Annotated in this window: 20 protein-coding genes, 3 pseudogenes and 1 riboswitch; of the genes and pseudogenes, 12 read left to right on the top strand and 11 right to left on the bottom strand. The window is 64.8% G+C overall.

Translation table 11 applies throughout. From position 1 onward, the window contains the following. Positions 1-7 precede the first annotated feature (7 nt). The 7 genes and pseudogenes from AB4850_RS18100 to AB4850_RS18070 form a co-directional block, all read right to left on the bottom strand. Positions 8-833: pseudogene (locus tag AB4850_RS18100) on the bottom strand (IS5 family transposase). A 226-nt stretch (positions 834-1,059) separates the two neighbouring features. Continuing rightward, the gene (locus tag AB4850_RS18095; protein WP_414444387.1) at positions 1,060-1,959 is read right to left on the bottom strand and encodes an alpha/beta hydrolase; all 900 of its coding nucleotides are present in this window, start codon (positions 1,957-1,959) and stop codon (positions 1,060-1,062) included. A gap of 41 nt (positions 1,960-2,000) precedes the next feature. Further along, positions 2,001-3,164 (bottom strand): CaiB/BaiF CoA transferase family protein, encoded by a 1,164-nt coding sequence (locus AB4850_RS18090; protein ID WP_414444386.1) that lies wholly within the window; start codon positions 3,162-3,164, stop codon positions 2,001-2,003. A 29-nt stretch (positions 3,165-3,193) separates the two neighbouring features. After that, positions 3,194-4,492 carry a CitMHS family transporter gene (locus tag AB4850_RS18085; RefSeq protein WP_414444385.1) on the bottom strand — a complete coding sequence of 433 codons (1,299 nt, stop codon included), beginning with the start codon at positions 4,490-4,492 and terminating at the stop codon, positions 3,194-3,196. Between the two features lie 80 nt (positions 4,493-4,572). After that, positions 4,573-4,965, bottom strand: coding sequence for a cupin domain-containing protein (locus tag AB4850_RS18080; RefSeq protein ID WP_414444384.1), 393 nt, complete (start codon positions 4,963-4,965; stop codon positions 4,573-4,575). Further along, on the bottom strand, positions 4,962-5,837 hold the full coding sequence (locus tag AB4850_RS18075) for an HpcH/HpaI aldolase/citrate lyase family protein (RefSeq protein ID WP_414444383.1): 876 nt from the start codon (positions 5,835-5,837) through the stop codon (positions 4,962-4,964). Before AB4850_RS18075 ends, AB4850_RS18080 begins: the two co-directional genes overlap by 4 nt. Next, positions 5,834-6,286: a MaoC family dehydratase gene (locus tag AB4850_RS18070; RefSeq protein WP_414444382.1), complete on the bottom strand. Its 453-nt coding sequence runs from the start codon at positions 6,284-6,286 to the stop codon at positions 5,834-5,836. The genes AB4850_RS18075 and AB4850_RS18070 overlap by 4 nt, the downstream gene beginning before the upstream one ends. 106 nt (positions 6,287-6,392) lie before the next feature. Here AB4850_RS18070 and AB4850_RS18065 point away from each other — a divergent pair, with 106 nt between their 5' ends. From AB4850_RS18065 to AB4850_RS18050, 4 genes and pseudogenes are all read left to right on the top strand, one after another. Further along, positions 6,393-7,274 carry a LysR family transcriptional regulator gene (locus AB4850_RS18065; protein ID WP_414444381.1) on the top strand — a complete coding sequence of 294 codons (882 nt, stop codon included), beginning with the start codon at positions 6,393-6,395 and terminating at the stop codon, positions 7,272-7,274. 16 nt (positions 7,275-7,290) lie between these two features. Beyond that, positions 7,291-7,872, top strand: a pseudogene (locus tag AB4850_RS18060) (integrase core domain-containing protein); the annotation flags it as partial. Next, positions 7,861-8,604 carry a cupin domain-containing protein gene (locus tag AB4850_RS18055; RefSeq protein ID WP_414445542.1) on the top strand — a complete coding sequence of 248 codons (744 nt, stop codon included), beginning with the start codon at positions 7,861-7,863 and terminating at the stop codon, positions 8,602-8,604. The pseudogene AB4850_RS18060 and the gene AB4850_RS18055, both read left to right, overlap by 12 nt. Before the next feature lie 542 nt (positions 8,605-9,146). Further along, positions 9,147-9,728 (top strand): annotated as a pseudogene (locus tag AB4850_RS18050) (IS5 family transposase); the annotation flags it as partial. Positions 9,729-9,837: 109 nt separating this feature from the next. On the opposite strand, the gene AB4850_RS18045 reads toward AB4850_RS18050, so the two are convergent. From AB4850_RS18045 to AB4850_RS18035, 3 genes are all read right to left on the bottom strand, one after another. Continuing rightward, positions 9,838-10,293: a hypothetical protein gene (locus AB4850_RS18045; protein ID WP_414444380.1), complete on the bottom strand. Its 456-nt coding sequence runs from the start codon at positions 10,291-10,293 to the stop codon at positions 9,838-9,840. Between the two features lie 77 nt (positions 10,294-10,370). Further along, a complete protein-coding gene (locus AB4850_RS18040) occupies positions 10,371-10,682 on the bottom strand; it encodes a hypothetical protein (RefSeq protein ID WP_414444379.1) in 312 nt (103 codons plus the stop codon). 79 nt (positions 10,683-10,761) lie between these two features. Next, positions 10,762-11,964, bottom strand: a complete 1,203-nt coding sequence (locus tag AB4850_RS18035) for a tyrosine-type recombinase/integrase (protein ID WP_414444378.1) — start codon at positions 11,962-11,964, stop codon at positions 10,762-10,764. A 711-nt stretch (positions 11,965-12,675) separates the two neighbouring features. Here AB4850_RS18035 and AB4850_RS18030 point away from each other — a divergent pair. The 7 genes from AB4850_RS18030 to AB4850_RS18000 all read left to right on the top strand — a co-directional run bounded on the left by AB4850_RS18030 (position 12,676) and on the right by AB4850_RS18000 (position 20,256). Then, a complete protein-coding gene (locus tag AB4850_RS18030; RefSeq protein ID WP_414444377.1) occupies positions 12,676-13,788 on the top strand; it encodes a substrate-binding domain-containing protein in 1,113 nt (370 codons plus the stop codon). 212 nt (positions 13,789-14,000) lie between these two features. Continuing rightward, positions 14,001-15,059 (top strand): ABC transporter substrate-binding protein, encoded by a 1,059-nt coding sequence (locus AB4850_RS18025; protein ID WP_414444376.1) that lies wholly within the window; start codon positions 14,001-14,003, stop codon positions 15,057-15,059. 22 nt (positions 15,060-15,081) lie between these two features. Next, complete coding sequence (locus tag AB4850_RS18020) at positions 15,082-15,903, top strand: ABC transporter permease (protein ID WP_414444375.1); 822 nt, start codon at positions 15,082-15,084, stop codon at positions 15,901-15,903. Continuing rightward, on the top strand, positions 15,900-16,835 hold the full coding sequence (locus AB4850_RS18015) for an ABC transporter permease (RefSeq protein WP_414444374.1): 936 nt from the start codon (positions 15,900-15,902) through the stop codon (positions 16,833-16,835). The genes AB4850_RS18020 and AB4850_RS18015 overlap by 4 nt, the downstream gene beginning before the upstream one ends. Positions 16,836-16,867: 32 nt before the next feature. Beyond that, entirely contained in the window at positions 16,868-17,902 is a 1,035-nt protein-coding gene (locus tag AB4850_RS18010; RefSeq protein ID WP_414444373.1) for an ABC transporter ATP-binding protein, read from the top strand. Between the two features lie 29 nt (positions 17,903-17,931). Beyond that, a complete protein-coding gene (locus tag AB4850_RS18005) occupies positions 17,932-18,756 on the top strand; it encodes a phosphodiesterase (protein ID WP_414444372.1) in 825 nt (274 codons plus the stop codon). Positions 18,757-19,050: 294 nt separating this feature from the next. Further along, the gene (locus AB4850_RS18000) at positions 19,051-20,256 is read left to right on the top strand and encodes an MFS transporter (RefSeq protein WP_414444371.1); all 1,206 of its coding nucleotides are present in this window, start codon (positions 19,051-19,053) and stop codon (positions 20,254-20,256) included. 314 nt (positions 20,257-20,570) lie between these two features. Here AB4850_RS18000 and AB4850_RS17995 read toward each other — a convergent pair whose 3' ends face one another. Further along, positions 20,571-21,506 (bottom strand): EamA family transporter, encoded by a 936-nt coding sequence (locus AB4850_RS17995; RefSeq protein WP_414444370.1) that lies wholly within the window; start codon positions 21,504-21,506, stop codon positions 20,571-20,573. Here AB4850_RS17995 and AB4850_RS17990 point away from each other — a divergent pair. Then, positions 21,505-21,687 (top strand): hypothetical protein, encoded by a 183-nt coding sequence (locus tag AB4850_RS17990; protein WP_414444369.1) that lies wholly within the window; start codon positions 21,505-21,507, stop codon positions 21,685-21,687. The two genes, AB4850_RS17995 and AB4850_RS17990, sit on opposite strands and share 2 nt — an antisense overlap. 421 nt (positions 21,688-22,108) lie before the next feature. Beyond that, positions 22,109-22,232, top strand: a riboswitch (TPP riboswitch). The last annotated feature ends 51 nt before the right edge of the window (positions 22,233-22,283 follow it).

Here is a 22,283-nt window from a genome sequence, read left to right as displayed (position 1 = left end):
TGCGAAATTAGTTATCCAGAGATTTGAGACGTGTCCAGCAAATCAAGGCACAAGCCAAAGACATAAAGGCCTCGTGTACATGAGCGTAGCGTTCATAACGAATTTTGAGCCGTCGAAACGAGTGCAACCAGGCAATCGAATGCTCCACTGGCCAACGTGTTTTTCCCAGTCCACTGCCATGTGGCGCGCCGATTTTTGCGAGCATCGGCGTGATGCCGCGCTCACGCAAGCGCTGCCGATGGGGCTCAGAACTGTAGCCCCGGTCGCCTTGTATGATTTGCGGCTTGCGCAGCGGACGTCCCCGCTTGCCCCTGATGTGTGGAATGGCATCGACCAGCGCATCAAGCTGGGTAATGTCGTGACGGTTTGCTGCACTCAGGATGACCGCGAGCGGGATGCCTTGCGCGTCGACGATGAGGTGGTGTTTGCTGCCGAGCTTGCGCCGGTCCGTGGGATTCGGGCCGGTTTTTTTCCCGCCAGTACGGCGCGGATCGATGAGCTATCGACGAGCGCACGCGAGAGGTCGATTTCGCCACGGCGACGCAACTCGGCCAGCAACGTTTCGTGGATGCGTTGCCAGACGCCGGCCTGTTGCCACGCCACGAGCCGTCGCCAGCAAGCCGTCGCCAGCAAGCCGTGCCTGAACCACATCCCATTTCTTGCGGGAGTAGATTCCACGCAATGCCCGAGCGCAACACGAACACAATGCCTGCCAGCACCGCGCGGTCGGGTGTCGGTTTGCGGCCTGCATACTGGCGATTGCGTGGTGCTCGCACCGGCAGCAGCGGTTCGATGAGTGACCACAATTCGTCGTCTATCAGTTCTTTCGGCATCGCTTCCTGTCGGGCAAAACAAGACAGAAAGTTAACACCAAGTCGGAAAAGTTAACAGACCCAAAACCTAATTTCGCAACAGCTTCTAAGTTGCGTAGCGGGCCAGAACGCGCACGGGTGTTGCCTGCTCATGCCAGTAGATTGCGACACCCATGCGGTGATCTCTAACTGCGCGTAATACACGGCTATGCGCGTGCACGATCTGTGCATCGATGGGCTACCGAACTTACTCCGCGAGGTGCTGCACAATAAAAAGTGCTGCCCGGTCGAGCGCGTAACCGGCCTCGTCGAGCATACCGGTAAACATCTGGAAAACGTGCGGCACATCAGCGGTAACGTCGAGAATCACATCGACCTCGGCATCGCGGGCCCGTGCCGCGAATCGCACGGAATCATCGAGCAGAATTTCATTCGTGCCGACTTGAAGCAAAACCGGCGGCAAGCCGCTCAGATCGGCATGAACGGCCGGCGCGAGTAACGAAATCTCGGGGTTTTGGCCCGAAAGGTATAAGGCGCCCGTGTGTTCCACGCCTTCACGCGTCAGCAATGGATCAATGCCTGACTTGCTGATCATGGTCGCGCCTGACCGGGTGTGGTCCAAGCCCGGCGAAAACGCGATGAGCGCGGCCGGTAGCGGCAACCCAGCGTCGCGCGCGCTCAAGCTGGTCGTCACGACCAGGCCGCCTCCCGCCGAATCTCCCGCAAACACGATCGAAGCCGCATCGGCGCCATCATCCAACAAACTCCGATAAGCAGAGAGGCAATCCTCGATGCCTGCGGGAAACGGATGCTCGGGCGCAAGCCGATAGTCGATCGACATCGCCCTCACGCCGGTACGTCGCACGAGTTCGGCGGTCAAGCTCATCGCCGTCTGCGGTGAACCGAGCGAAAACGAGCCACCATGAAAATACAGAATCGTCCCCGGGCGCGCGCCGGATTTCGGCTCGACCAGCACGGCCGGGCGGCCGGCGAGTTCGATGGGCACCTGCGTGACCTCGTCGGAAACAGGGAACCTGCCCATTAGTCGGGCAAAACCTTCCCGCATTTGCTCCACCGGCAGAAGATTGAAATCCTGCGGTGCCTTTCGCAACATCGCATCGATCGCGCGGCGCTGTTCTCTGCTCATTTGAGCCTCCTTCAGTGTATGGTTTTGTGCCTAAAACTGGTCTACAAGTCCGCGTCGTTCTCGGCGTGCAACGGTTCAGCGGCACTCCGTATGTTCCCCGGCGTCCGCGAGAACCGCGTGGGAATGCCGATTCCGCGCAGTCGCCCTTCCGTTGGATGCTCGTATTCGTAGATCATCCCGGTCGCGTTCAGATGAACGTCATCAATCAGATCGTCGAATTTTGCGATCTCGGCATGCGGAACGTCCACCTTCTCGAGCAAGGCCAGCCATTCCGCCGTAGTCCGTGTCGCGACGATGTCGGCGAGAGCCGCGTACAACACATCGATGTTTTCGCTTCGCTTGACGGCATTCGAGAACTTCGGCTCGTCCGCCAGTTCCGGCTGCCCGGCCAGCGTGAAGAACCGTTGCCACTGCGCGGTGGTGTAAGGAAGCAGCGCGATGTAGCCGTCGAGCGTCCGGTACGGGCGGCGATGCGGCGACATCACGCGCGCATAGCCCGAATCACCCACCGACGGAACGAACGTCTTCCCGGCCAGTTGCTCGACCGCGACGAACGACACGAGCGTCTCGAACATCGGCACCTCGATCGCCTGCCCCGCCCCCGAACGCTCGCGTTCGTACAGCGCCATCGGAATCGCGTAGGCGATCGTGAGCCCCGCGACCTTGTCCGCAATGATCGTGTTCACGTATTGCGGCGTGTCGTGATGGTTGGCGCCCTGAAACGCCGCCAATCCGCATTGCGCCTGGATGATGTCGTCGAACGCGGGCCGGCCGGCGTAAGGCCCTACCTCCGAATAACCGTAGGCACCGCAATAGATCAGCCGCGGGTTCGCCTGCTGCAGCGACGCATGGTCGAGGCCGAGCTGCCGCAAGGATTTCGGGCGCACGTTCGACACGAACACGTCGGCGGCGCCGATCAGCGCCTTGAGCGTCGCCAGATCGGCTTCCGCCTTCAGGTCGAGCCGGATCACGCGCTTGTTCCGGTTCAGATTGAGGAACGCCGCGCCCATCGCGGGATGGCGCGCGGGTGCAGTATGGCGAAACACGTCGCCTTCGGGCGATTCAACCTTGACGACCGTCGCGCCCATGTCGCCGAGGATCTGCGTGGCGTACGGGCCCATCCCCACCGACGTCATGTCCACTATGCGAACCCCGGCAAGCGGCCCGGTCGCGCGCGGCCCTTCATCGTCAAACATTGTCTTCATGTTGTTTCCTTCGTTCCTGGGACACCGTTCTAGAGCGGAAACACGCCAAGCACGACGCAGGCGAGCGTCATCACCACCGTGGCCGCGAACAGAAACGGAATGGCGAATTTTTGATGCTCCGACAGCTCGATGCCCGCGAGCCCGACCAGCAGGAACGTGGCCGGCGTCAGCGGGCTGACGGGAAAGCCGGTGGTCATCTGCCCGAGCAACGCGGCCTGCGCGACCTGGATCGGCGCCACGCCCAGTTGCTGCGCGGCGTCGGCGATGACCGGCAGGATCCCGAAGTAAAACGAATCGGGGTCGAAGATCAGGCTGAGCGGCATCGAGATCAGGCCCATCGCGAACGGAATGTGCCCCGCGTGGCCGGCCGGAATGAACTGCACCGCGGCGTTCGCCATCGCCTTGAGCATGCCGGTGCCGGTCATGATGCCCGTGAACGCGCCGGCGGCCAGCAACACGCTCGCCATCATCAGCGCCGCTTTCGCGTGGGCGTCGATGCGGCGGCGCTGCTCGTCGACGTCCGGATAGTTCAGGAACAGCGCGACGACGGTGCCGATCATGAACATCACGACCGGCTCCACCTTGCCGCTGATCATCACGGCCATGACGGCGACGGTCAGCAGCAGGTTCGGCCAGAACATCGCCGGGCGGCGCAGCGCCCGTTCCTCGTCGGTCAGCTCGCGCTTCGGCATCTCGAACGCCGTGCCGTCGAACACCAGCCCGAGCCGGCGCTCTTCCCGTTTCCCGAGCAGATACGCGGTGACGAACACGAAGATCAGGCCGACGCCCTGCACCGCGATGATCGGCTGGAAAATCTCGGTGGCGGGGATATGCAGCGCCACCGACGCCCGGATCATCACGCCCGTCCAAGGCAGAAAGTTGACGCCGGCCGCCAGCGCGGCCATGCAGGTCAGCAGCCGCTTGTCCATCTTCATGCGTTCGTACACGGGCAGCATTGCGGGAATCGTGATCAGAAAGCACACCGCGCCGGAGCCGTCGAGATGGATCAGCAGCGCGAGCAGCGCCGTGCCCATCAGGATGTGCGTGGGCCGCCCGCGCATCATGCGCAGAATCCGCGTGATGATGGGATCGAGCATGCCGGCGTCGGTAACGATCCCGAAGAACACGATCGCGAACACGAACATGCCGACCACCGAGGACACGCTCTCGACGCCTTTCACGACGAACTTCGCGGTCTGAAAACCGAACCCGCTGACGAGCGCGGCCACGATCGGCACGGTGATCAGCGCGGCGAGCGGCGACATCCGTTTCGTCAGAATCAGGGTGAACAGCGTGAGTACGGCTATGACGCCAGTCAACGCAAGCATGGTGTCTCCTTCCAGTGCTTTTTATATCGAGCAGCAAGCGGCGAGGCCGGCGTCGTATCGAGGTGCGGTGCGCCAGGCGATCAGGCGCTTGCCGGACGGATCACGCGCGCCGGATTTTCTTCGTAGGGCGGCGAATAGATCACGAGGATTTTCGCGGGCTCGTCGCTGACGACCGTGAACACGTGCATCGCATCGGCCGGAAAGTAGCAGCAATCGCCGGGGCCGAGTTCAGCGCGCTGGCCGTCGACTTCGGCGATCGCGCGGCCTTCGAGCACATAGCAGACCTGCTCGATGCCCGGATGCGCATGCGGCAAGGCGCCCTTATCTTTCTCGATCGTTCCGTGCAGCATTTCGAGCTGTTTCGCGCCGACCGTTTCGGGGCCGATCAGGCGCCGGTTCAGCGTGCCGACGTGGTTGGCGGGGTGATATCCCTCGATATCGTTCAGTCGAACAAAGTATCGTTTGTCGGTCATGGCGAGACTCCTTGCATGGCGCTCGCAGCCAGGATGCGCGTCGCGAGCTTGAGATGGGGGCGGTCGAGCATGCGGCCGTCGAGCGTGGCCACGCCGTCGCCGGACTGGAACGCGTCCAACACCCGCGTGGCCCACGCCTGTTCTTCCGCCGACGGCGAAAACGCCGCGTTGATCACGGTAAGCTGTGCCGGATGAATCGCCGCTTTCGCAGTAAAGCCGTCGCGCCGCGCGCGCTCCGATTCCGCGCGCAACGCATCGGCGTTGCGGATTTCCGTGGGCACGGTGTCGATCGCTGTCACGCCCGCGTGGGCGGCGGCGAACAGGCACATCGAACGGGCGAGCTCGAACGCGGGCAGCCATTGCCCATCGACATGCGCGGTCCGCGCGCCCAGGTCGGCCGACAGATCCTCCGCGCCCCACATCAGGCCGGACAAGCGCGGCGACGCGTTCCGATAGCTATTCAGGCCGAATACCGACGTGGCGGTTTCGGTAGCGATCGCGATGATTTCGGTCGTGCCCGATGCGCCCGGGCAGGCTTTCTCGAACGCATCCAGATACAGCGCCAGCGTTCGCACGTCGTCGCCGCCGCGGCTTTTGGGCAGCACGTAGCCATCGGGGCGAAACGGCATCGTCGCGGCCAGATCATCCAGCGTCAGGCCGGTCGTCAGGTCGTTGACGCGCACGAAGACGCGCTTGCCGACGGCGTGGCGCGTCTCGGCGAGAAACGCCGCGAGACACGCTCTCGCTTCGGCCTTGTTGCCCGGCGCGACCGCATCCTCGAGATCGAAGATCAGCGCATCCGCCGCGCTGCCAAGCGACTTCTCCAGCTTGCGCGGGCTGTCGGCCGGCACGAACAGCAGCGAGCGAATCATGCCACCCGCCGAAGCATCACGGCCGTTCGCGTACAGGTGCAGACGATCTCGCCTGTCTGTTTCGTGGCGACGTGTTCGAACTCGACCAGGCCTGCGTTCGGGCGCGACTGGCTCGGCCGAACGGCGCGCACGGTCGTGCGGGCGCGCACCGTGTCGCCGTGGAACACGGGTGCGGGAAACGTCACCTCGCGCAAACCGAGGTTGGCCACCGTCGTTCCCAGGGTCGTGTCGTTGACGGTGATGCCGATGAGCAAGCCCAGCGTGAACAGGCTGTTGACCAGCGGCTTGCCGAACTCCGTCTTCGACGCGAATTCGGCGTCGATGTGCAGCGGCTGGACGTTCAGCGTCAGGCAGCTAAATAGCATGTTGTCCGATTCCGTGACGGTTCTCGACCATCCGTGCTCGAACGTCCTGCCAACCTCGAACTCTTCGAAAAAAAGTCCTGCCATCTCGTCTCCCGCGCTATCGTCATTCGTATCAGCCGCAAGAGTGGATCAAGCCGTGAAACTCGTCCAATATATAAACTTGACACTTTGATATGCAAAACGTCTCACCATGATTCCTCCTCGCTTGCTCGTCCAGTTCGTCGCGGTTGCGGAGGAATTGCACTTCGGAAAGGCCGCGATCCGGCTGCATATGGCGCAGCCGCCGCTCAGCCAGGCCATCAAGAATCTGGAGGAACTGGTCGGCGTGCCGCTGCTGAGCCGGAACAAGCACTTCGTCGCGCTGACGCCGGCGGGGGCGGTGGTTCTCGAGGAGGCTCGCGAGCTGCTGGCGCGCGGGCAGCGGGCGATCGATGCGGCGCGGCGCGCCGATCAAGGGGTGACCGGCACGTTGACGGTGGGTTTCGTCGGATCCGTGAGTTACGCGCTGTTGCCGCGCATCCTGCGCGATTTCCGCGTGCGGTTTCCGTCGATCCACATCGATCTGCGCGAGCTGACCTCGACCGAGCAGATCGAGAGCCTTCGCGCCCAGAAAATCGATCTCGGCATCGTCCGGCTGCCGCTCAACAACGCGGCCGACATGGCCATGCGCACCATCGCAACCGAGCGGTTCATCGCGGTGCTGCCGCAGGATCATCGGCTCGCGAACGCGAAAACCTTGCGGCTCAAGGATCTGGCCGACGATGCCTTCATGATCTTCCCCGCCGACAAGATCCCGAGCCTGCACGCGAAATTTCTGCTCGCCTGCGAAAAGGCGGGATTCAGCCCGCGGATCGTGCTGGAAGCGTGGCAGATGTCGAGCATGGTCAGCCTCGTGGCCACTGGGCTCGGCGTCGCGTTGCTGCCGGCGCAAGTGCGCAGCAGCCCGCATCCGGGCGTGGTATACCGGGATCTGTCCGACAAGTCCGAGCATCTCGAACTCAAGGTGGCGGCGGCCTGGCGGCCGGATGTCGTATCCGGCGCGGTATGTTCGATGCTGTCGATGCTCGCATAGGAGGAAGATCGAGCCTGCAGGCTTGCTGATGCAGCGTCGAGCGATTTCACCTCGTCCTCAACGTCGACACGACGGCAAGGTCGCCGTCGCACGTAGCAATCAGCGATGATGCTCGGACGGCTTCGAGTTCCGCTGCGACAACGGCGAGCCACTGCGCGTGACGTTCGCGCTCGATTGCTGTGACCTTGAAGCGATGAGTTGGGCAGCAACCACTGCAGGCCACGGCGGCGACATCGTGCCTGACGTGATGCTGGTCGCAGTGGAAAATCGGTTTGGGAATGCGCTGCATACGCCGTCTGAAATCGAGTAGCTGAGCGACAACGGTTCAGGCTACGCGACCGACGATATGCGCCAGTTCGCGGTGACCATCGGCCTGAAGCCATTGACCACGCCGGCGTGCAGCCCACAAAGCTACGGAATGGCCGAGAGCTTCGTGAAGACAATGAAGCGCGACTACGTCGCCTTCATGCCAAAGCCGGACGCAGTGACTGCTGCACGCAACCTGGCCATCGCGTTCGAGCATTACAACGAGAAGCATCCCCATAGCGCGCTGAAATACCGTTCGCCTCGCGAGTTCCGGCGCTCGATGGGTTCAGAAATCCTTAGTGTGATGGCGTGTCCGCTGTACGGAGTCAACTCCAATATCCTCGGTTCCTTTGCCTGCATTAACTCCGGCTCCGGTCTCGGCCGATCCACTTATCCTGTTGTCCGAATTTGCGAGGCAACCTCAACCTGTTCAGGAACCGCGCGTAGCCGCGTTAGCGGCGTTTGTCATGTCGATGTCGTCGTACGCCTACCACGGGCGGGCTTCAGCGCGGGGGGACGTTCGCGTCCGCCGGTTTGCGGTGCCTTTCTGCCGGTTCGCCAACCCTGCTCTGTTGGCCCGCACACCCCGTTTGGCGACGGGGCGCGGGTGTCAACCGCGAGAGAGGCCCGACATGACTATTCCGACTTACCCTGCTTCGCAGGCATCCAACCAGACCTCAGCGATCTCCATTCGAATTCTCGCTTCGTGCGTCGCGCTACTCGCCTCAGGCACATCCGCTGCCGTGTCGGTCATCGCGGGCGTCGAGCGCGGCGCTGGAACGTCCGAGCGCGCAGCATGGATTGCGATCGACGTCGCTCTTCTCCTCGGCGCCCATTTGCTACCGTCCCTGATCGGACCGACACCGAATTCACGTACATCGTCTCAGGGCGTGCCAACCTGACAGACCACGCATCGGGCGAGGTGGTCGAAATTGGCGCGGGTAATTTCGTTATCTTGCCGCCTGGATGGACCGGGCGGTGGGACATCATCGAGCCGGTACGGAAAGTGTACGCAATCTACTGACCGTCACTCGGTACGTTCGGAACGGCAGCGATGAAGCGGTCGCACCGACCGACAATTAAAATGGGCCTGGTACTCGTCCGCGCGCCCATGTCTTCTTTCGGTTGGTCATACGTCGTCTGTTTCAGTTCTTCCAGTTCAGTTCTTCGACTGGAAAGATCATTGGGCGATTACCTTCCTGATAGAAGGCTGCTTCTACGACTATACGATTTGCCTTGCGCGTGCTCGCAATGAAGGAGCGTGCGGGGGAGATAAAAAGAGTCGTAGAGCTATAGTCTGCTGGTTGAGTCGCGGTAAAGCGCTGCGGCTGTTTGTCATCGAATCGGACCAACACGCTGCAGCTATCGACTTGGCATACGAATTGGCCTTTACTCACGGACAAGATAACGTCCGTTCCGAATCGGGGGTGCTTTCGTAACTTCAGTGTCGCAGTGGCGCCCCCGCTATACGGGAAATCGAAGTTGAGCGTTTGTGTTGCATCAACGGGTTGAATCCGCAACCGAAAGCCGTCCATCAATCCCCCTAGACGGCCCCTTTCTACATGGCGATGGCTTCGCGCCGGGTGTTTTGAAGTGATGACCGACGATTTGCGCTCGATCATTCGCGTGGCGCAAGCGCGTGAGGGCCAGCCCAGCGCCGTCATTCTCGACGGGCACACGCTTCAATCCACATGCGAGAGCGGTCCGCGCGCAGGATACGACGGCTACTAACGCAAGCGTGGCAGCAAAACGCATATCGCTGTCGACACATTGGGACATCTGTTAGCCGTCTACATCACACTGGCCGACGAGCAAGAGCGCGCTCAGGTTCAGGAACTAGCGCAACAAGTCCAGCAAGCGACGGGCAAAACGGTGAAACTCGCTTCCGCGGACCAAGGCTACACCGGCAAGGATGCGGCGGCCGCCGCGAGCGCCGAAGGCATCGAGTTGCAGGTCGTCAAGCTACCCGAGGCGAAGAAAGGCTTCGTGCTTTTGCCACGACGCTGGGTGGTCGAACGCAGCTTCGGCTGGCTCAATCGCTTTCGCAGGCTGGCGCGTGATTACGAGCGTCTGCCCGAAACCCTGGCTGGCTTGCACTTCGTCGTCTTTGTCTCGTTGATGCTCGCTCGCGCTGTCCAGTATTTTTGAAAGTGCATAACACGCTCTAGCGTGACGCTGCGTCCTGGGTTACAGGATCAACGCCAAGACATAAAAATCCCCTCATATGAGGGGTTATACGGCACGAGATCCGGGCGATCTACTTTTTTGGCTCGATTAGATTTCCAAATCGCTCGGGCATCTTTTTCAACCAGCCCCTGATCGTCTTCTCGAGATTTCCTGTTGTGAGACCGCAACTTTCAACGAGTTCGGCATGCTCCCTCGTTAGCTTGTTCGCAATGGCATTAATGATCCGACTTTGAGAGTTCGGCATCTCCGACCGAAATTCATTTAGAAGCTCAGCGACCTTGTTTATTACAGGTTCATACCGTGCGGCTTTGCCGCTCCCACCCGTACCCGCACGCGCGGAGAAACGCTTCGCCGGCTCAGGAATGAACATCTCGTCAGACGACCAATAGACACCGCGATCAACGCTGTGAGATGCCTGTTCCAAGTCATTCCGCTCCAAGGCCTCGGTTCCCTCAATGACATGGGCCATCGCCATGATCGGTGCAAAGAAATGCGCGTCATATCCGTACGACATGATGGCACGCATGGAAATTGGACTTCGGTACTCTAGGTATTCAGTTGAACAACCGGATTTCATGACCTTTCTTAGGCTATCGATCCAGTCTAGCCAATCTTCGTCGAGAGAATTTTGTGAAATGTAAGCTTGGACGGACGCTTCAATAGTTTTAACTTTTCCAACAGATCGACATTTGAATCAAGAGGGCCGATACGTTTTATTGGTTTATGCCGTATATTAAATTCGCCACTTTTATGTCGCGAGGCCTCCATTACTACAACAAGTGGCTCGTCTTTTTCATTTCTATACACTTCAACAGTGAATTTTAACTTCCCCCCACCAAATTTCTTTATAAAATCTCCAATGCTTTTTAACTTCCTTTCCGCTTCCAATAAAAATGCTGGCTTCTTTTCTATCATGTCAACCACGCCTCGTTAGGTCTGCACCTCTCCATTCCAAAATGGGATAACTTCGAGGCACTAATACTTCAACATCAAGTCATTTGGTTTGCGCACCGGTATCTGCCTTGATTTTTTCCAAATAATCAGCCCACTTCTGCATCATTGCTCTTCGCTCCTTGATGAATTTCGTTCGGTTGTACGCTTTGCCAAGGTTATCGGGAACGGAGTGCGCTAGCTGATGCTCGATTACCTCTGGCTTTTGCTCCAATTCTTCATGAAGAATTGTTCGCGCCATCGCGCGAAAACCGTGTCCGGTGATTTCGGTTCGTGTGTCATAGCCTAACCTCCGCAACGCCGCATTCACGGCAGCATCGCTCATTGGGCGCGAGGCCGATCGCGCACCCGGAAACACATATCGACTATGACCTGTGAGCGCGCGAAGCTCTTGCAAAATCTGAACAGCTTGGCGAGCCAACGGGACCAGATGCTCCGTCTTGGTCTTCGTGACGAGATATCGCCACTCGCCCTTGTCCAGATCGAACTGCGCCCACTCAGCCTTGCGCAACTCGCCAGGTCGAGTGAATAGCAGGGGAGCAAGCTTGAGCGCACACAGGACAGGGAATGTGCCTGAGAAGCCATCAAACGCTCGTAGCATATCCGCCACCTTGCGCGGTTCAGTGATAGACGCAAAGTGGGTCGTCTGTGCTGGCGGAATTGCGCCAACAAGATCACGAGCCGGGTCGGTCGTGCAATACCCTTCCTTGATCCCATACCGACATGCACGCCCAATCTCCCCTCGAACACGATGAGCAGTAAACCGTGCACCTCGGCTATCAATTCGTTTCAGGACCTGCAAGATCTCGGGGGGAGTGAGCTCAGATATCGGCCGCTTACCGATCCAGGGGAAGACGTCCTTCTCGAAACGAGACATCGTTTTGGCCCATGAGCCCTCAGTGACATACGGCTTACGCTCGTTCATGTAGCCTCGAGCGACGGATTCGAACGAGTTAGAAGCCGCTAATACCGCCGCGCGCTTGTCCGCCTTTTTGGCCTCCCCTGGGTCCACGCCTGCGGCGAGCTTCTTTCGGGCCTCATCCCTTTTTTCACGCGCCGCCGCCAGTGACACATCGGGATACACGCCCAACGCGAGCCGCTTTTCTTTCTGCGCAAATCGATACTTCAGCCGCCAGTACTTTCCGCCCGCAGGAGAAATCTCCAAATACATCCCTCCACTGTCAGCGAGGCGATACGACTTCTCGCGCGGGGCCGCCTTGCGGATAGCGATGTCTGTCAACGGCATAAAGCACCTTCCAGCCCTATGGGGGCATTTTACGACGGGGGCATAGGTAGACGAACGATGTTCCCCCGGAAGTGCCCCCTGATGCCCCCGGATTTGCACGGACGGGACTGGATGTCGCCGGAATAAAAAAACCCGTGAAGCCTGACGCTTTCACGGGTTTCTGAACTTCATCGACGCACATCGAACTGCGATCTGGTGCCGGGGACCGGACTCGAACCGGCAAGCCAATAAAGGCGGCGGATTTTCGTCACACTGCTTCTTTCAAAGCCGGCTACGCTTGACGCGGCCGTTCGTGCGCTGGACTATGCCTTCGCCGTCGTCTGCGCGCGTAACCCGCACGCGTGACCTTAGGCGCCCCCCGTCTAGTCTCTACACCTTCCCGAGCGTCGCGCACGCGACAATCGGGCTTGGCTCGGCGTTGCCTCGGCACACCGTTGCGCGCCAGGGGTTTCACCGAATTTGAGGGGTTCTGCACCAGCCGTTTCCGACCGGGCACTCAATCATTTAAGTCCGCTATGTCTACCAATTTCATCACCCCGGCTGAAAGGGCGGTCCGCATTCTACCACTGGTCCGGCACGACTTCGCAGCGCTCTGCCGCCATCCATGCCGCAGCGCAAAAACAACAGCGCGCAAGGATCGGCCAACCGTCACGGAAGCGTCACAATCGCTGCCGATAATTGAAATGTAAACGTTTACATCCGCGAGATTCCATGACTTCGACCATCAAGGATGTGGCAGCCCTGTCCGGTTTTTCGATCGCGACGGTGTCCCGCGCGATCAATGCGCCGCACACCGTCAGCCCCGGCACGCTGGCGACCATCCGGGCAGCGATCGACACGCTGCAATTCCGCCCGAACCCGCTTGGCCGCCAGTTGCGCAGCGAACGCACGCAGTTGGTGGGGGTGATGTTGCCGACGCTCGCGAACCCGGTGTTCGCGGAGTGCCTGCAAGGGCTGGACGAACTCGCCTCGCAGGCCGGCTTCAAGCTGATCGTGATGAGCACGGAGTATGACACGGCGCGCGAACGGCATGCGATCGAAACGCTGCGCTCGCAGCGCGTCGAAGGGCTGATCCTGACGGTCGCGGACGCACACGCCCACCCGCTGCTCGATGCGCTCGACGCGGATGGCCAGCTCTACGTGCTGATGCACAACGACACGCCGCACCGCCCGTCGGTGGCGGTGGACAACCGGCTCGCGGCCTACGACGGCGTGAGCCGGCTGATCGCGCGCGGCCATCGCCGCGTGCTGATGCTGGCCGGCTCGCTGTCGGCGTCGGATCGCGCCAAGCAGCGCCACCTCGGCTACACGCAGGCGCTCGCCGATCACGGCCTGACGCCGCTGCCGGTGCTCGAGGTGGATTTCAACGCGCCGGTCCTGCCCGACGCGGTGCTCGCGCACCTGACCTCGGAAGCCACGCGCCCGACCGCGATTTTCTGCAGCAACGACCTGCTCGCGATGGTGGTCATGCGCGGCCTGCGCGGCGCGAATTTCAGCGTGCCCGACGATTTCTCGGTGCTCGGCTTCGACGGCCTGGCGATCGGCGAACTGCTCGCGCCGTCGCTGGCGAGCGTCGCCTCGCCGAACCGCGAGATCGGGCGCTCGGCCTGGCGGCGGCTGGCCGAACGGCTGGCCGGCAATACCCACGAGAAGCCGGCGCTCACGCTGCCGCACACGCTGCGCGACGGCGGCTCGATCGCCACGCTGCCCGGCACGCCGGCGGCGCGATTGCCGCGCCGCGCCGCCGAAACGAACGCCGAAACGAACGCCGAAGCGAACGCCGGCGCCAACGTCGGCAAGCTCGGCGCCGCGCCGGACGCCTGAGGCCGCAGCGCCATGTTCCCCCTGCCTCGCCTGCCCGATTCGCGCCGCCGTTTCGCTTCGGTATCCATACCGATCGGATCGGTCCCGGCACACGGCGGCGCCCGCCAGCGCCACGCATCGAGCGCGCGGCACGTACCGCCCGCTGCCCCATTCCCGGCAGCGCATGTCGCCCGGCATACCGACGCCCTCGCCCCCGTCAGGAGACTTGCTTGATGTTTCGCCCACGCTTCCCGCGCGCGCTGTCGACCGCGCTGCGCCGCGCCGCTTGCGCGCTGGCGGCCCTGGCCGCGCTCGGTTCGCTGGCTGCGATCACACCGGCCGCCGCGCGCGACGACGACACCGCGATCTGCTACAACTGCCCGCCCGAATGGGCCGACTGGGCGGCGCAGATCGCGGTGATCCGGCAGAAGACGGGCATTCGCGTGCCGGCCGACAACAAGAACTCGGGCCAGGCGCTCGCACAACTGCTCGCGGAACAGAAAAGCCCGGTGGCGGACGTGGTGTACCTCGGCGTGTCGGCCGCGATGCAGGCCAAGGCCCGGGGCCTGGTCGAGCCGTACAAGCCGGCGCACTGGGATCAGATCCCCGCCGACATGAAAGATCCGCAAGGCTACTGGTTCGCGATCCATTCGGGCACGCTCGGCTTCTTCGTCAACAAGGACGCGCTCGACGGCCGGCCGGTGCCGCGCTCGTGGGCCGACCTGCTCAAGCCCGAGTACAAGGGGATGGTCGGCTATCTCGATCCGTCCAGCGCGTTCGTCGGCTACGTGGGCGCGGTGGCGGTCAATCAGGCGCTCGGCGGCTCGTTCGACAACTTCGCGCCCGCGCTCGACTGGTTCCGCAAGCTCAAGGCGAACCGGCCGATCGTGCCGAAGCAGACGTCCTATGCGCGCGTGCTGTCGGGCGAGATCCCGATCCTGATCGACTACGATTTCGACGCCTATCGCGCCGAATACAAGGACCGCGCCAACGTGGCGTTCGTGATCCCGGCCGAAGGCACGATCACGGTGCCCTACGTGATGAGCCTGGTGAAGAACGCGCCGCACGCGGCGAACGCCCGGAAGGTGCTCGATTTCGTGCTGTCCGACGACGGCCAGAAGCAATGGGCCGACGCCTACGTGCGCCCGGTGCGCGCGCAGACGATCAGCGCGGCGGCCGCCGCGAAATTCCTGCCGGCGAGCGACTACGCACGCGCGAAAAAGGTCGATCTGAACAAGCTGGCGGCGGGCCAGCAGGCGTTCGGCCAGCAGTACCTGCAGGCGCTGCGGTAAGCGGGCGGAGCGAGGCCACACGATGCGCGATCTCACGTTCCCCGCTGGCTGGCGCATCGCGCTGGTCGCCCCGGCGCTCGCGGTGTTCGCGGCGTTCTGGCTGCTGCCGATGGCGGTGCTCGCGCGCGTGTCGGCCGGCGACGATCTGGTGGCCACCTACCTGGCGCTGCTCGGCGACGCGCGCTACATGACGAGCCTGGCCTCGACGGTCGCGCTGTCGGCTGCGGTCACGGCGCTGACGCTGGCGCTGGCCACCGCGTCGGGCCTGCTGCTCGCGCGCCGCCGCTTCGCCGGCAAGCGCCTGCTGGTCGCGCTGCTGACCTTCCCGCTGGCGTTTCCGGGCGTGGTGGTGGGCTTCATGGTGATCATGCTGGCCGGGCGGCAAGGCCTGATCGGCGTGCTGTCGGCCAGGCTGACCGGCGACCGGTGGGTGTTCGCCTATTCGGTGGCGGGCCTGTTCGTCGGCTACCTGTATTTCTCGATTCCGCGCGTGATCGTCACGGTGATCGCGGCGGCCTCGAAGCTCGATCCGTCGCTGGAGGAAGCGGCGCGCTCGCTCGGCGCGTCGCCGTGGCGCGTGTTCATCGACATCGTGCTGCCGGCGCTCGCGCCGGGCCTGATCGCCTCGGGCGCGATCTGCTTCGCCACCTCGATGGGCGCGTTCGGCACGGCGTTCACGCTGGCCACCGAGCTCGACGTGCTGCCGATGACGATCTACACCGAGTTCACGCTGAACGCGAACGTGGCGACGGCGGCGGGCCTGTCGATCGTGCTCGGCCTGGTGACGTGGGCGGTGCTGGCCGTGGCGCGCAGCCTGACCGGCCAGACGGCGGCGGCGGCATGAACGCGCCGCGACCCACGCAACATTCGGCGGCACGTCTCGGACGGCGGCTGCCGCGTCTGCCGCATCTGCCGCATCTGCCGTCGGGCCGTGCCGTAGCGGCCGGTGCGCAATGGGCCGTCACGCTCGCGCTGTGCGCGTTCCTGCTGGTGCCGGTGGCGATGTCGGTGCTGGCCGGGTTGACCGTCAATTATTTGCGCGGCCCCTCGAGCGGCCTCACGCTGCGCTGGCTCGGCCAGGTGTGGACGCAGTATCACGACTCGGTGTTCCTCTCGCTCGAAGTGGCGGCGGCCACGCTGGCCGTCACGCTCGCCACCGGCGTGCCGGCCGCCTACGCGCTGGCGCGCAGCCGCCATCGCGCGGCGCGGCTGGTCGAGGAAGCGCTGGTGCTGCCGGTCGCGCTGCCGGGGCTGGCGTCGGCGCTGGCGCTGCTGGGCGTGTACGGCGGCTTCACGGCGTTCCGCACCAGCCTGTGGTTCATCGTCGCCGGGCACGTGGTGTTCACGCTGCCGTTCATGGTGCGCGCCGTGGCGGCGGTGGCCGCGCGCGCCGACCTGCGCACGCTGGAGGAAGGCGCGGCCAGCCTCGGCGCATCGTTCCCGACGCGCTTCGCGACCATCGTGCTGCCGAACCTGCGCCCCGGCATCGTGGCCGGCGCGCTGGCCGTGCTGACGCTGTCGATCGGCGAATTCAACCTGACCTGGATGCTGCACACGCCCGACACCAAGACGCTGCCGGTCGGGCTGGCCGATACCTACGCGTCGTTGCGCATCGAGGTCGGCAGCGCCTACACGATCCTGTTCCTGCTGATGACGCTGCCGCTGCTGGTGGCGATGCAATGGCTCGGCGTCGATGCGACCGGCACGCGCGTGGGCGACGCGTCGAGCGCATCGGCCCGATCGCCCGCCGAGGCCGCGCGCGAGCCGTCCGCCTGAATGCAACCCATGCTCCCCTGCCCTGCCCGCCGATGAAGCTCGATTCGATCCCCGTCACGCTGACGCGCTGCGCCAAGACCTTCCGCGCCACGCGCGTGCTCGAACCGCTCGACCTGGCGATCGGCGCGGGCGAGACCGTGGTGCTGCTCGGCCCGTCCGGTTGCGGCAAGACCACCACGCTGCGCCTGATCGCCGGCCTCGACACGCCCGACGCGGGCGGCACGATCGCGTTCGGCGACGAGGACGTGACCGCGCTGCCGATCGAGCGCCGCCAGGTGGGCATGGTGTTCCAGAACTACGCGCTGTTCCCGAACCTGTCGGTGCGCGGCAACGTCGGCTACGGCCTGAAGATCCGCCGCACCGATTCGGCCACGCTGCGCGTGCGCGTCGACGAGTTGCTGGCGATGATGCAACTGACCGCGCACGCCGAAAAGCCGGTGACCGAGCTGTCGGGCGGCCAGCGCCAGCGCGTCGCGCTGGCCCGCGCACTGGCGGTGCGTCCGCGCGTGCTGCTGCTTGACGAGCCCCTGACGGCGCTCGACGCGAAGCTGCGCGACACGCTGCGCCGCGACATGAACGCGTTGCTGCGCGAGCTGGGCGTGACGACCGTCTACGTGACGCACGATCAGGCCGAGGCGATGGAGCTGGGCGACCGCATCGTGGTGATGGGCGCGGGCCGCATCGAGCAGATCGGCACGCCGCGCGAGATCTACTACCAGCCGGCCAACCGCACGGTCGCGCAGTTCATCGGCACGCTGAACCGGCTCGCGGGCGTTTGGCGCGACGGCGCGCTGCACACGGCCGGCGGCGCGGTGCCCGGCGTTCGCCCGGCGGCCGAACTGTTTTTCCGCCCAGAAGACGCTCGACTGTCCGATCCCGACGATCCCGCCACGCATCTGCGCGGGATGGTGGCGGCCTGCGCGTTTCTCGGCGAACGCACCCGGCTGACCATCGAACACGCCGCGCCCGACGCGCTCGTGATCGACGTGCCCGGGCGCATCGCGCTCGCGCGCGGCACGGCCGTCGGCCTGACGATCGCCGCCGAAGGCCTGATCGCACTCCCCTGATTCCACTTCGCCACACCCCAGGACCCACCATGCTGCTCGCCCAGATCAGCGACCTGCACATCAAGCGCCCGGGCGCGCTCGCCTACCGTCGCGTCGATACCGCGGCCAGCCTCGCGCGCACCATCGCGCGCCTGAACGCGCTCGCACCGCGCCCCGACGCCGTGCTCATCACCGGCGACCTGACCGATTTCGGTCACGACGAGGAATACCAGCACCTCAAACGGCTGCTCGCGCCGCTCGAAATTCCGTATTACCTGCTGATCGGCAATCACGACGAACGCGGCGCGCTGCGGCGCGTGTTCGACGAGCGCGCCGAACTGCAGGGCGGTGAATTCGTGCAGTACGCGCTCGATCTCGGCCCGCTGCGCCTGATCGCGCTCGATTCGCAGACGCCCGGCGTGAGCGGCGGCACGCTGTGCCCGGCGCGGCTCGGCTGGCTCGCCGACGAACTCGACGCGGCCGCGCGGCGCCCGGTGATCGTCGCGCTGCATCATCCGCCGTTCGCCTCGGGCATCGATCACATGGATCGCCAACGGCTCGACCCCGACGCGTCGCGCCGCCTCGACGCGCTGCTGCGTCGCCACGCCAACGTCGAGCGTGTGTTGTGCGGGCACGTGCATCGCACGCTGTTCGCGCGCTTCGGCGGCACCATCGCGTCGACGGTGCCCGCGCCGGCCCATCAGGTGGCGTTCGACCTGCGCCGCGACGCCGCGGCCGCGTTCGCGATCGAGCCGCCGGCCTTTGCCGTGCATCGCTACGATCCGGCCGAGGGGCTGGTTACCCATCATGTCTATGTCGAGGAGAGTGATGGGCCGCACCCGTTCTACGACGCGGCGGGGGCGCTGATCGACTGACGCGTGGGGGGCTTCGGCGTCTCGGCGTCTCGGCGTTTCGGCGTTTCGGCGTTTCGGCGTCTCGGCGTCTCGGCGTCTCGGCGCGTTGCAGCGCGGCGCCGGAAGGCGCCGGTCCGGAAGGCGCCGGTCCGGAAGGCGCGCAACGCCACCGCGCAGCCAAATCGCCGCGTCGGCAGAGTTCATGCCGCTCCGGTATGATCGGCAGCCTTTGCCGGCCGGGCCGGCGCGCATGCATGCTTTGCGCGCACGGCGTCTCATCGCCCCGGCGCCGCCACGCTTCGATCCGCTCTCGCCATGTCCAGCTCGTCCCGCTCCGCCGCTTCGCCGTCCGACGCCCACCGCCACTACTCGCGCGGCCTGCTGCTCCTGCTCGCGACCATCGCGGGCGTATCGGTCGCCAACATCTACTACAACCAGCCGCTGCTCGGCGCGCTGCGCAACGCGTTCCCCGCCGACGCCAACTGGATCGGCGTGGTGCCGACCGCCACCCAGCTCGGCTACGCGGCCGGCATGCTGCTGCTCGCACCGCTCGGCGACCGCTTCGACCGCCGCAAGCTGATCCTGCTGCAGATCGCGGGCCTGTCGGTCGCGCTGCTGGTGGCCGCCGCGGCACCCGCGCTGCCGGTGCTGGCCGCGGCCAGCCTGGCGATCGGCGTGCTCGGCACCATCGCCCAGCAGGCCGTGCCGTTCGCGGCCGAGATCGCGCCGCCGGCCGAGCGCGGCGCGGCGGTCGGCACCGTGATGAGCGGGCTGCTGATGGGGATCCTGCTGGCGCGCACGGCGGCCGGCTTCATCGGCGAATACCTGGGCTGGCGCGCGGTGTTCGTGGCGTCGGTGGTGGCCTTGATGGCGGTGGCCGTGGCGGTGCTGCTGCGCCTGCCGCGCAGCACGCCCACCTCGACGCTGCGCTATCCGCAGTTGCTGGCCTCGCTCTGGCATCTGGCCGTGGAGCTGCGCGGGCTGCGCTACGCGGCAGCCACCGGCGCGGCGATGTTCGGCGCGTTCAGCGCGTTCTGGCCCGCGCTCACGCTGCTGCTGGCCGGCGCGCCGTTCCACTACGGGCCGCAGATCGCGGGCCTGTTCGGCATCGTCGGCGCGGCGGGCGCGCTGGCCGCGCCCTATGCGGGCAAGTCGGCCGATCGGCGCGGGCCGCGCGCGGTCATCACGCTGTCGATCTGGCTGGTGGCGGTGTCGTTCGGGATCTTTGCCGTGTCGGCGAGCAGCCTGATCGGCCTGGTGATCGGCGTGATCGTGCTCGACGTGGGCGTGCAGGCCGCGCAGATCTCGAACCAATCGCGCATCTACGCGCTGAAGCCCGAGGCGCGCAGCCGCGTCAACACGGTCTACATGGTCTGCTACTTCATCGGCGGGGCGCTCGGCTCGTCGGCCGGCGTGGAGGCATGGCACCTGGCCGGCTGGAGCGGCGTGTGCGCGGTCGGGCTGGCGTTCGCGGTGCTGGCCGGCGCGATACATCATCGCGGCGCGCGGCATACGGATTGAGGCGCGGATAGAGCGACGCGGGCATGACGGACGCGAGCGGTGCAGATGGAGCGCTGCGGACACCATGGGCGCAAGCGGTTCGGATGAAGCGCTGCGGACACCACGGGCGCAAGCGGTTCGGATAGAGCGCTGCGGACACCACGGGCGCAAGCGGTTCGGATGAAGCACTGCGGATACCACGGGCGCAAGCGGTTCGGATAGAGCGCTGCGGACACTATCTGCGCTGGCGGCGCAACACGCCCTGCGCCCGCCCCCGGTCACGCACGGCTCCCCGCACGCACGCCACCGCCCCACCGGCCGGCAGCCCCCTCACCTCACCGCGCCGGCTTGCGCGCCGGATCGCAGACGAACGACAAGCCCACGCTGCCGAGAATCGCCAGCGTGGCGATCACCGTGGCGGTCGTCACCGGCTCGCCGAGCAGCAGCGCGCCGAGCGCCACGGCGACGATCGGATTCACGTACATGCAACTGCTCGCCAGCACCGGGCTGGTGTTGCGGATCAGGTAGCCGTACGCCACATACGCGATCATCGTGCCGAAGATCATCAGGTACAGGAACGCGAGCGTCGGCAGCGCGGCGAAATGCACGCTGCGCTCGCCGAGGAAGAACGCCGCGGTCGACGACGCCAGCCCGCCCAGCCCGATCTGCAGCGCGGTCGAGAGGAACAGGTCCGACGGCAGCTTGAGCCGGCTCGACAAATGCACGCCGCCCGCCCAGAACAGCCCGCCGCACAGCACCGAGATGCTGCCGAGCGTCGAGCCCGGCGTGGACGGGCCGCCCGAATTGAGGATCACGATGCCGACCATGCCGAGCCCGACGGCCACCCACTCGCCGCGCGCGACCGCACGCCCGGCGATCGCGGCGATCACGGTGGCGAACAGCGGCACGGTGGCCACCATCACGGCCGCCGAGCCGCTGCTGACGGTGCGCATGCCGAGCGCGATCAGCCCCGACGACGCGGCCACCAGCATGGTGCCGACGATCGCCGCGTTGCGAACCTCGATCAGCGACGGCATCGCCGGCTTGCGGCGCATCGCGAACACGAACAGGCCGATGCCGGCGATGCCGTTGCGCATCCCCGACAGCAGCAACGGCGGGAACGCCTCCAGCGCGATATGGAGCGCCAGATACGTGGAACCCCACACGAAATAGATGAACGCGAGAGCCAGCGCGACGCGCCCGCCGCGGCTTTCGGGCAGACGGAAGCGGATACGCCCCGCGAGGGCGAGCAGTCGATCGAACGGGGTCATGGTTCAGCTCGACGCGGACGTGGCGATCGGCGCGGACGACGAGGCGACGGACGACGACGCGAAACAAGGTCGAGGCGCGCCGGACGCGGGCGGCACCGACGGCGCGGCCGGGGCCTCGGCGAGCGGCGCCGCAAAACGATCGGAACGAAGGGAACGAGCGTGCGCACGCGGCCGGCAATGAGCCGGAGCGGCAGGGAAAAACAGGCGGGACGGCATGTCGTCGAGAACGGAACCGAAGGAAGTCGAACTGGCCCGGCAGCGCGGGAGCGCTGCGACCGGCAGCGCGTCGAAAGCATTATGCATGAACGCCACGAACGAAATTCGGGGTCAATCAGGAAATGCGCGGCGCTGACGTTTCGGCGCGACACAGCCGCCCGGCAGTTGCCGTCAAACGACCGGAATCAGCCGCCAAACGACAGCGCCAGACAGCGCCAACCCACGACGCCCACCGCCAACGCCGCACCGCCGGCGCCGAATCGCCCCCGGCGTTTTCCGGCCATTTGCGGCTGCCAGCGGCCAGGGGCCTGCCTCGATGGCCTGCCACGGAGGCAATCGGTATCCCGACCGGTTGAAACCTCGGCCGTCCAGGTGTATCGTTCGGCCTGCTAACGCGGGGGTCCTGCGTTGCGCGGTCCGGCGTTCGGGATTTCGCGCTTCGCGGGTGAGAAATACCCTTTGAACCTGATCTGGATAATGCCAGCGCAGGGAAGCGTACGGGCTTGCGCCATCCGTCGTCCTTCCGGCCAGCCTGCCGCCTATTTCGTCTCCTGCTTAGCG

Origin of the sequence: Burkholderia sp. 22PA0106 (genome assembly GCF_047497155.1) — a bacterium.
Taxonomy (GTDB): Bacteria; Pseudomonadota; Gammaproteobacteria; order Burkholderiales; family Burkholderiaceae; genus Burkholderia.
This window is presented reverse-complemented; position numbering and strand designations above follow the sequence as displayed.

Coding starts and splice junctions, on each gene's coding strand:
- AB4850_RS18040 (WP_414444379.1), bottom strand. CDS start 10,682: ATGATAGAAAAGAAGCCAGCATTTTTATTGGAAGCGGAAAGGAAGTTA.
- AB4850_RS18015 (WP_414444374.1), top strand. CDS start 15,900: ATGAACGCGCCGCGACCCACGCAACATTCGGCGGCACGTCTCGGACGG.
- AB4850_RS18090 (WP_414444386.1), bottom strand. CDS start 3,164: ATGAAGACAATGTTTGACGATGAAGGGCCGCGCGCGACCGGGCCGCTT.
- AB4850_RS18085 (WP_414444385.1), bottom strand. CDS start 4,492: ATGCTTGCGTTGACTGGCGTCATAGCCGTACTCACGCTGTTCACCCTG.
- AB4850_RS18035 (WP_414444378.1), bottom strand. CDS start 11,964: ATGCCGTTGACAGACATCGCTATCCGCAAGGCGGCCCCGCGCGAGAAG.
- AB4850_RS18095 (WP_414444387.1), bottom strand. CDS start 1,959: ATGAGCAGAGAACAGCGCCGCGCGATCGATGCGATGTTGCGAAAGGCA.
- AB4850_RS18010 (WP_414444373.1), top strand. CDS start 16,868: ATGAAGCTCGATTCGATCCCCGTCACGCTGACGCGCTGCGCCAAGACC.
- AB4850_RS18000 (WP_414444371.1), top strand. CDS start 19,051: ATGTCCAGCTCGTCCCGCTCCGCCGCTTCGCCGTCCGACGCCCACCGC.
- AB4850_RS18070 (WP_414444382.1), bottom strand. CDS start 6,286: ATGGCAGGACTTTTTTTCGAAGAGTTCGAGGTTGGCAGGACGTTCGAG.
- AB4850_RS18075 (WP_414444383.1), bottom strand. CDS start 5,837: ATGATTCGCTCGCTGCTGTTCGTGCCGGCCGACAGCCCGCGCAAGCTG.
- AB4850_RS18045 (WP_414444380.1), bottom strand. CDS start 10,293: ATGCGTGCCATCATGTCGTACGGATATGACGCGCATTTCTTTGCACCG.
- AB4850_RS17995 (WP_414444370.1), bottom strand. CDS start 21,506: ATGACCCCGTTCGATCGACTGCTCGCCCTCGCGGGGCGTATCCGCTTC.
- AB4850_RS18065 (WP_414444381.1), top strand. CDS start 6,393: ATGATTCCTCCTCGCTTGCTCGTCCAGTTCGTCGCGGTTGCGGAGGAA.
- AB4850_RS18025 (WP_414444376.1), top strand. CDS start 14,001: ATGTTTCGCCCACGCTTCCCGCGCGCGCTGTCGACCGCGCTGCGCCGC.
- AB4850_RS18055 (WP_414445542.1), top strand. CDS start 7,861: ATGGGTTCAGAAATCCTTAGTGTGATGGCGTGTCCGCTGTACGGAGTC.
- AB4850_RS18080 (WP_414444384.1), bottom strand. CDS start 4,965: ATGACCGACAAACGATACTTTGTTCGACTGAACGATATCGAGGGATAT.
- AB4850_RS17990 (WP_414444369.1), top strand. CDS start 21,505: ATGGTTCAGCTCGACGCGGACGTGGCGATCGGCGCGGACGACGAGGCG.
- AB4850_RS18005 (WP_414444372.1), top strand. CDS start 17,932: ATGCTGCTCGCCCAGATCAGCGACCTGCACATCAAGCGCCCGGGCGCG.
- AB4850_RS18030 (WP_414444377.1), top strand. CDS start 12,676: ATGACTTCGACCATCAAGGATGTGGCAGCCCTGTCCGGTTTTTCGATC.
- AB4850_RS18020 (WP_414444375.1), top strand. CDS start 15,082: ATGCGCGATCTCACGTTCCCCGCTGGCTGGCGCATCGCGCTGGTCGCC.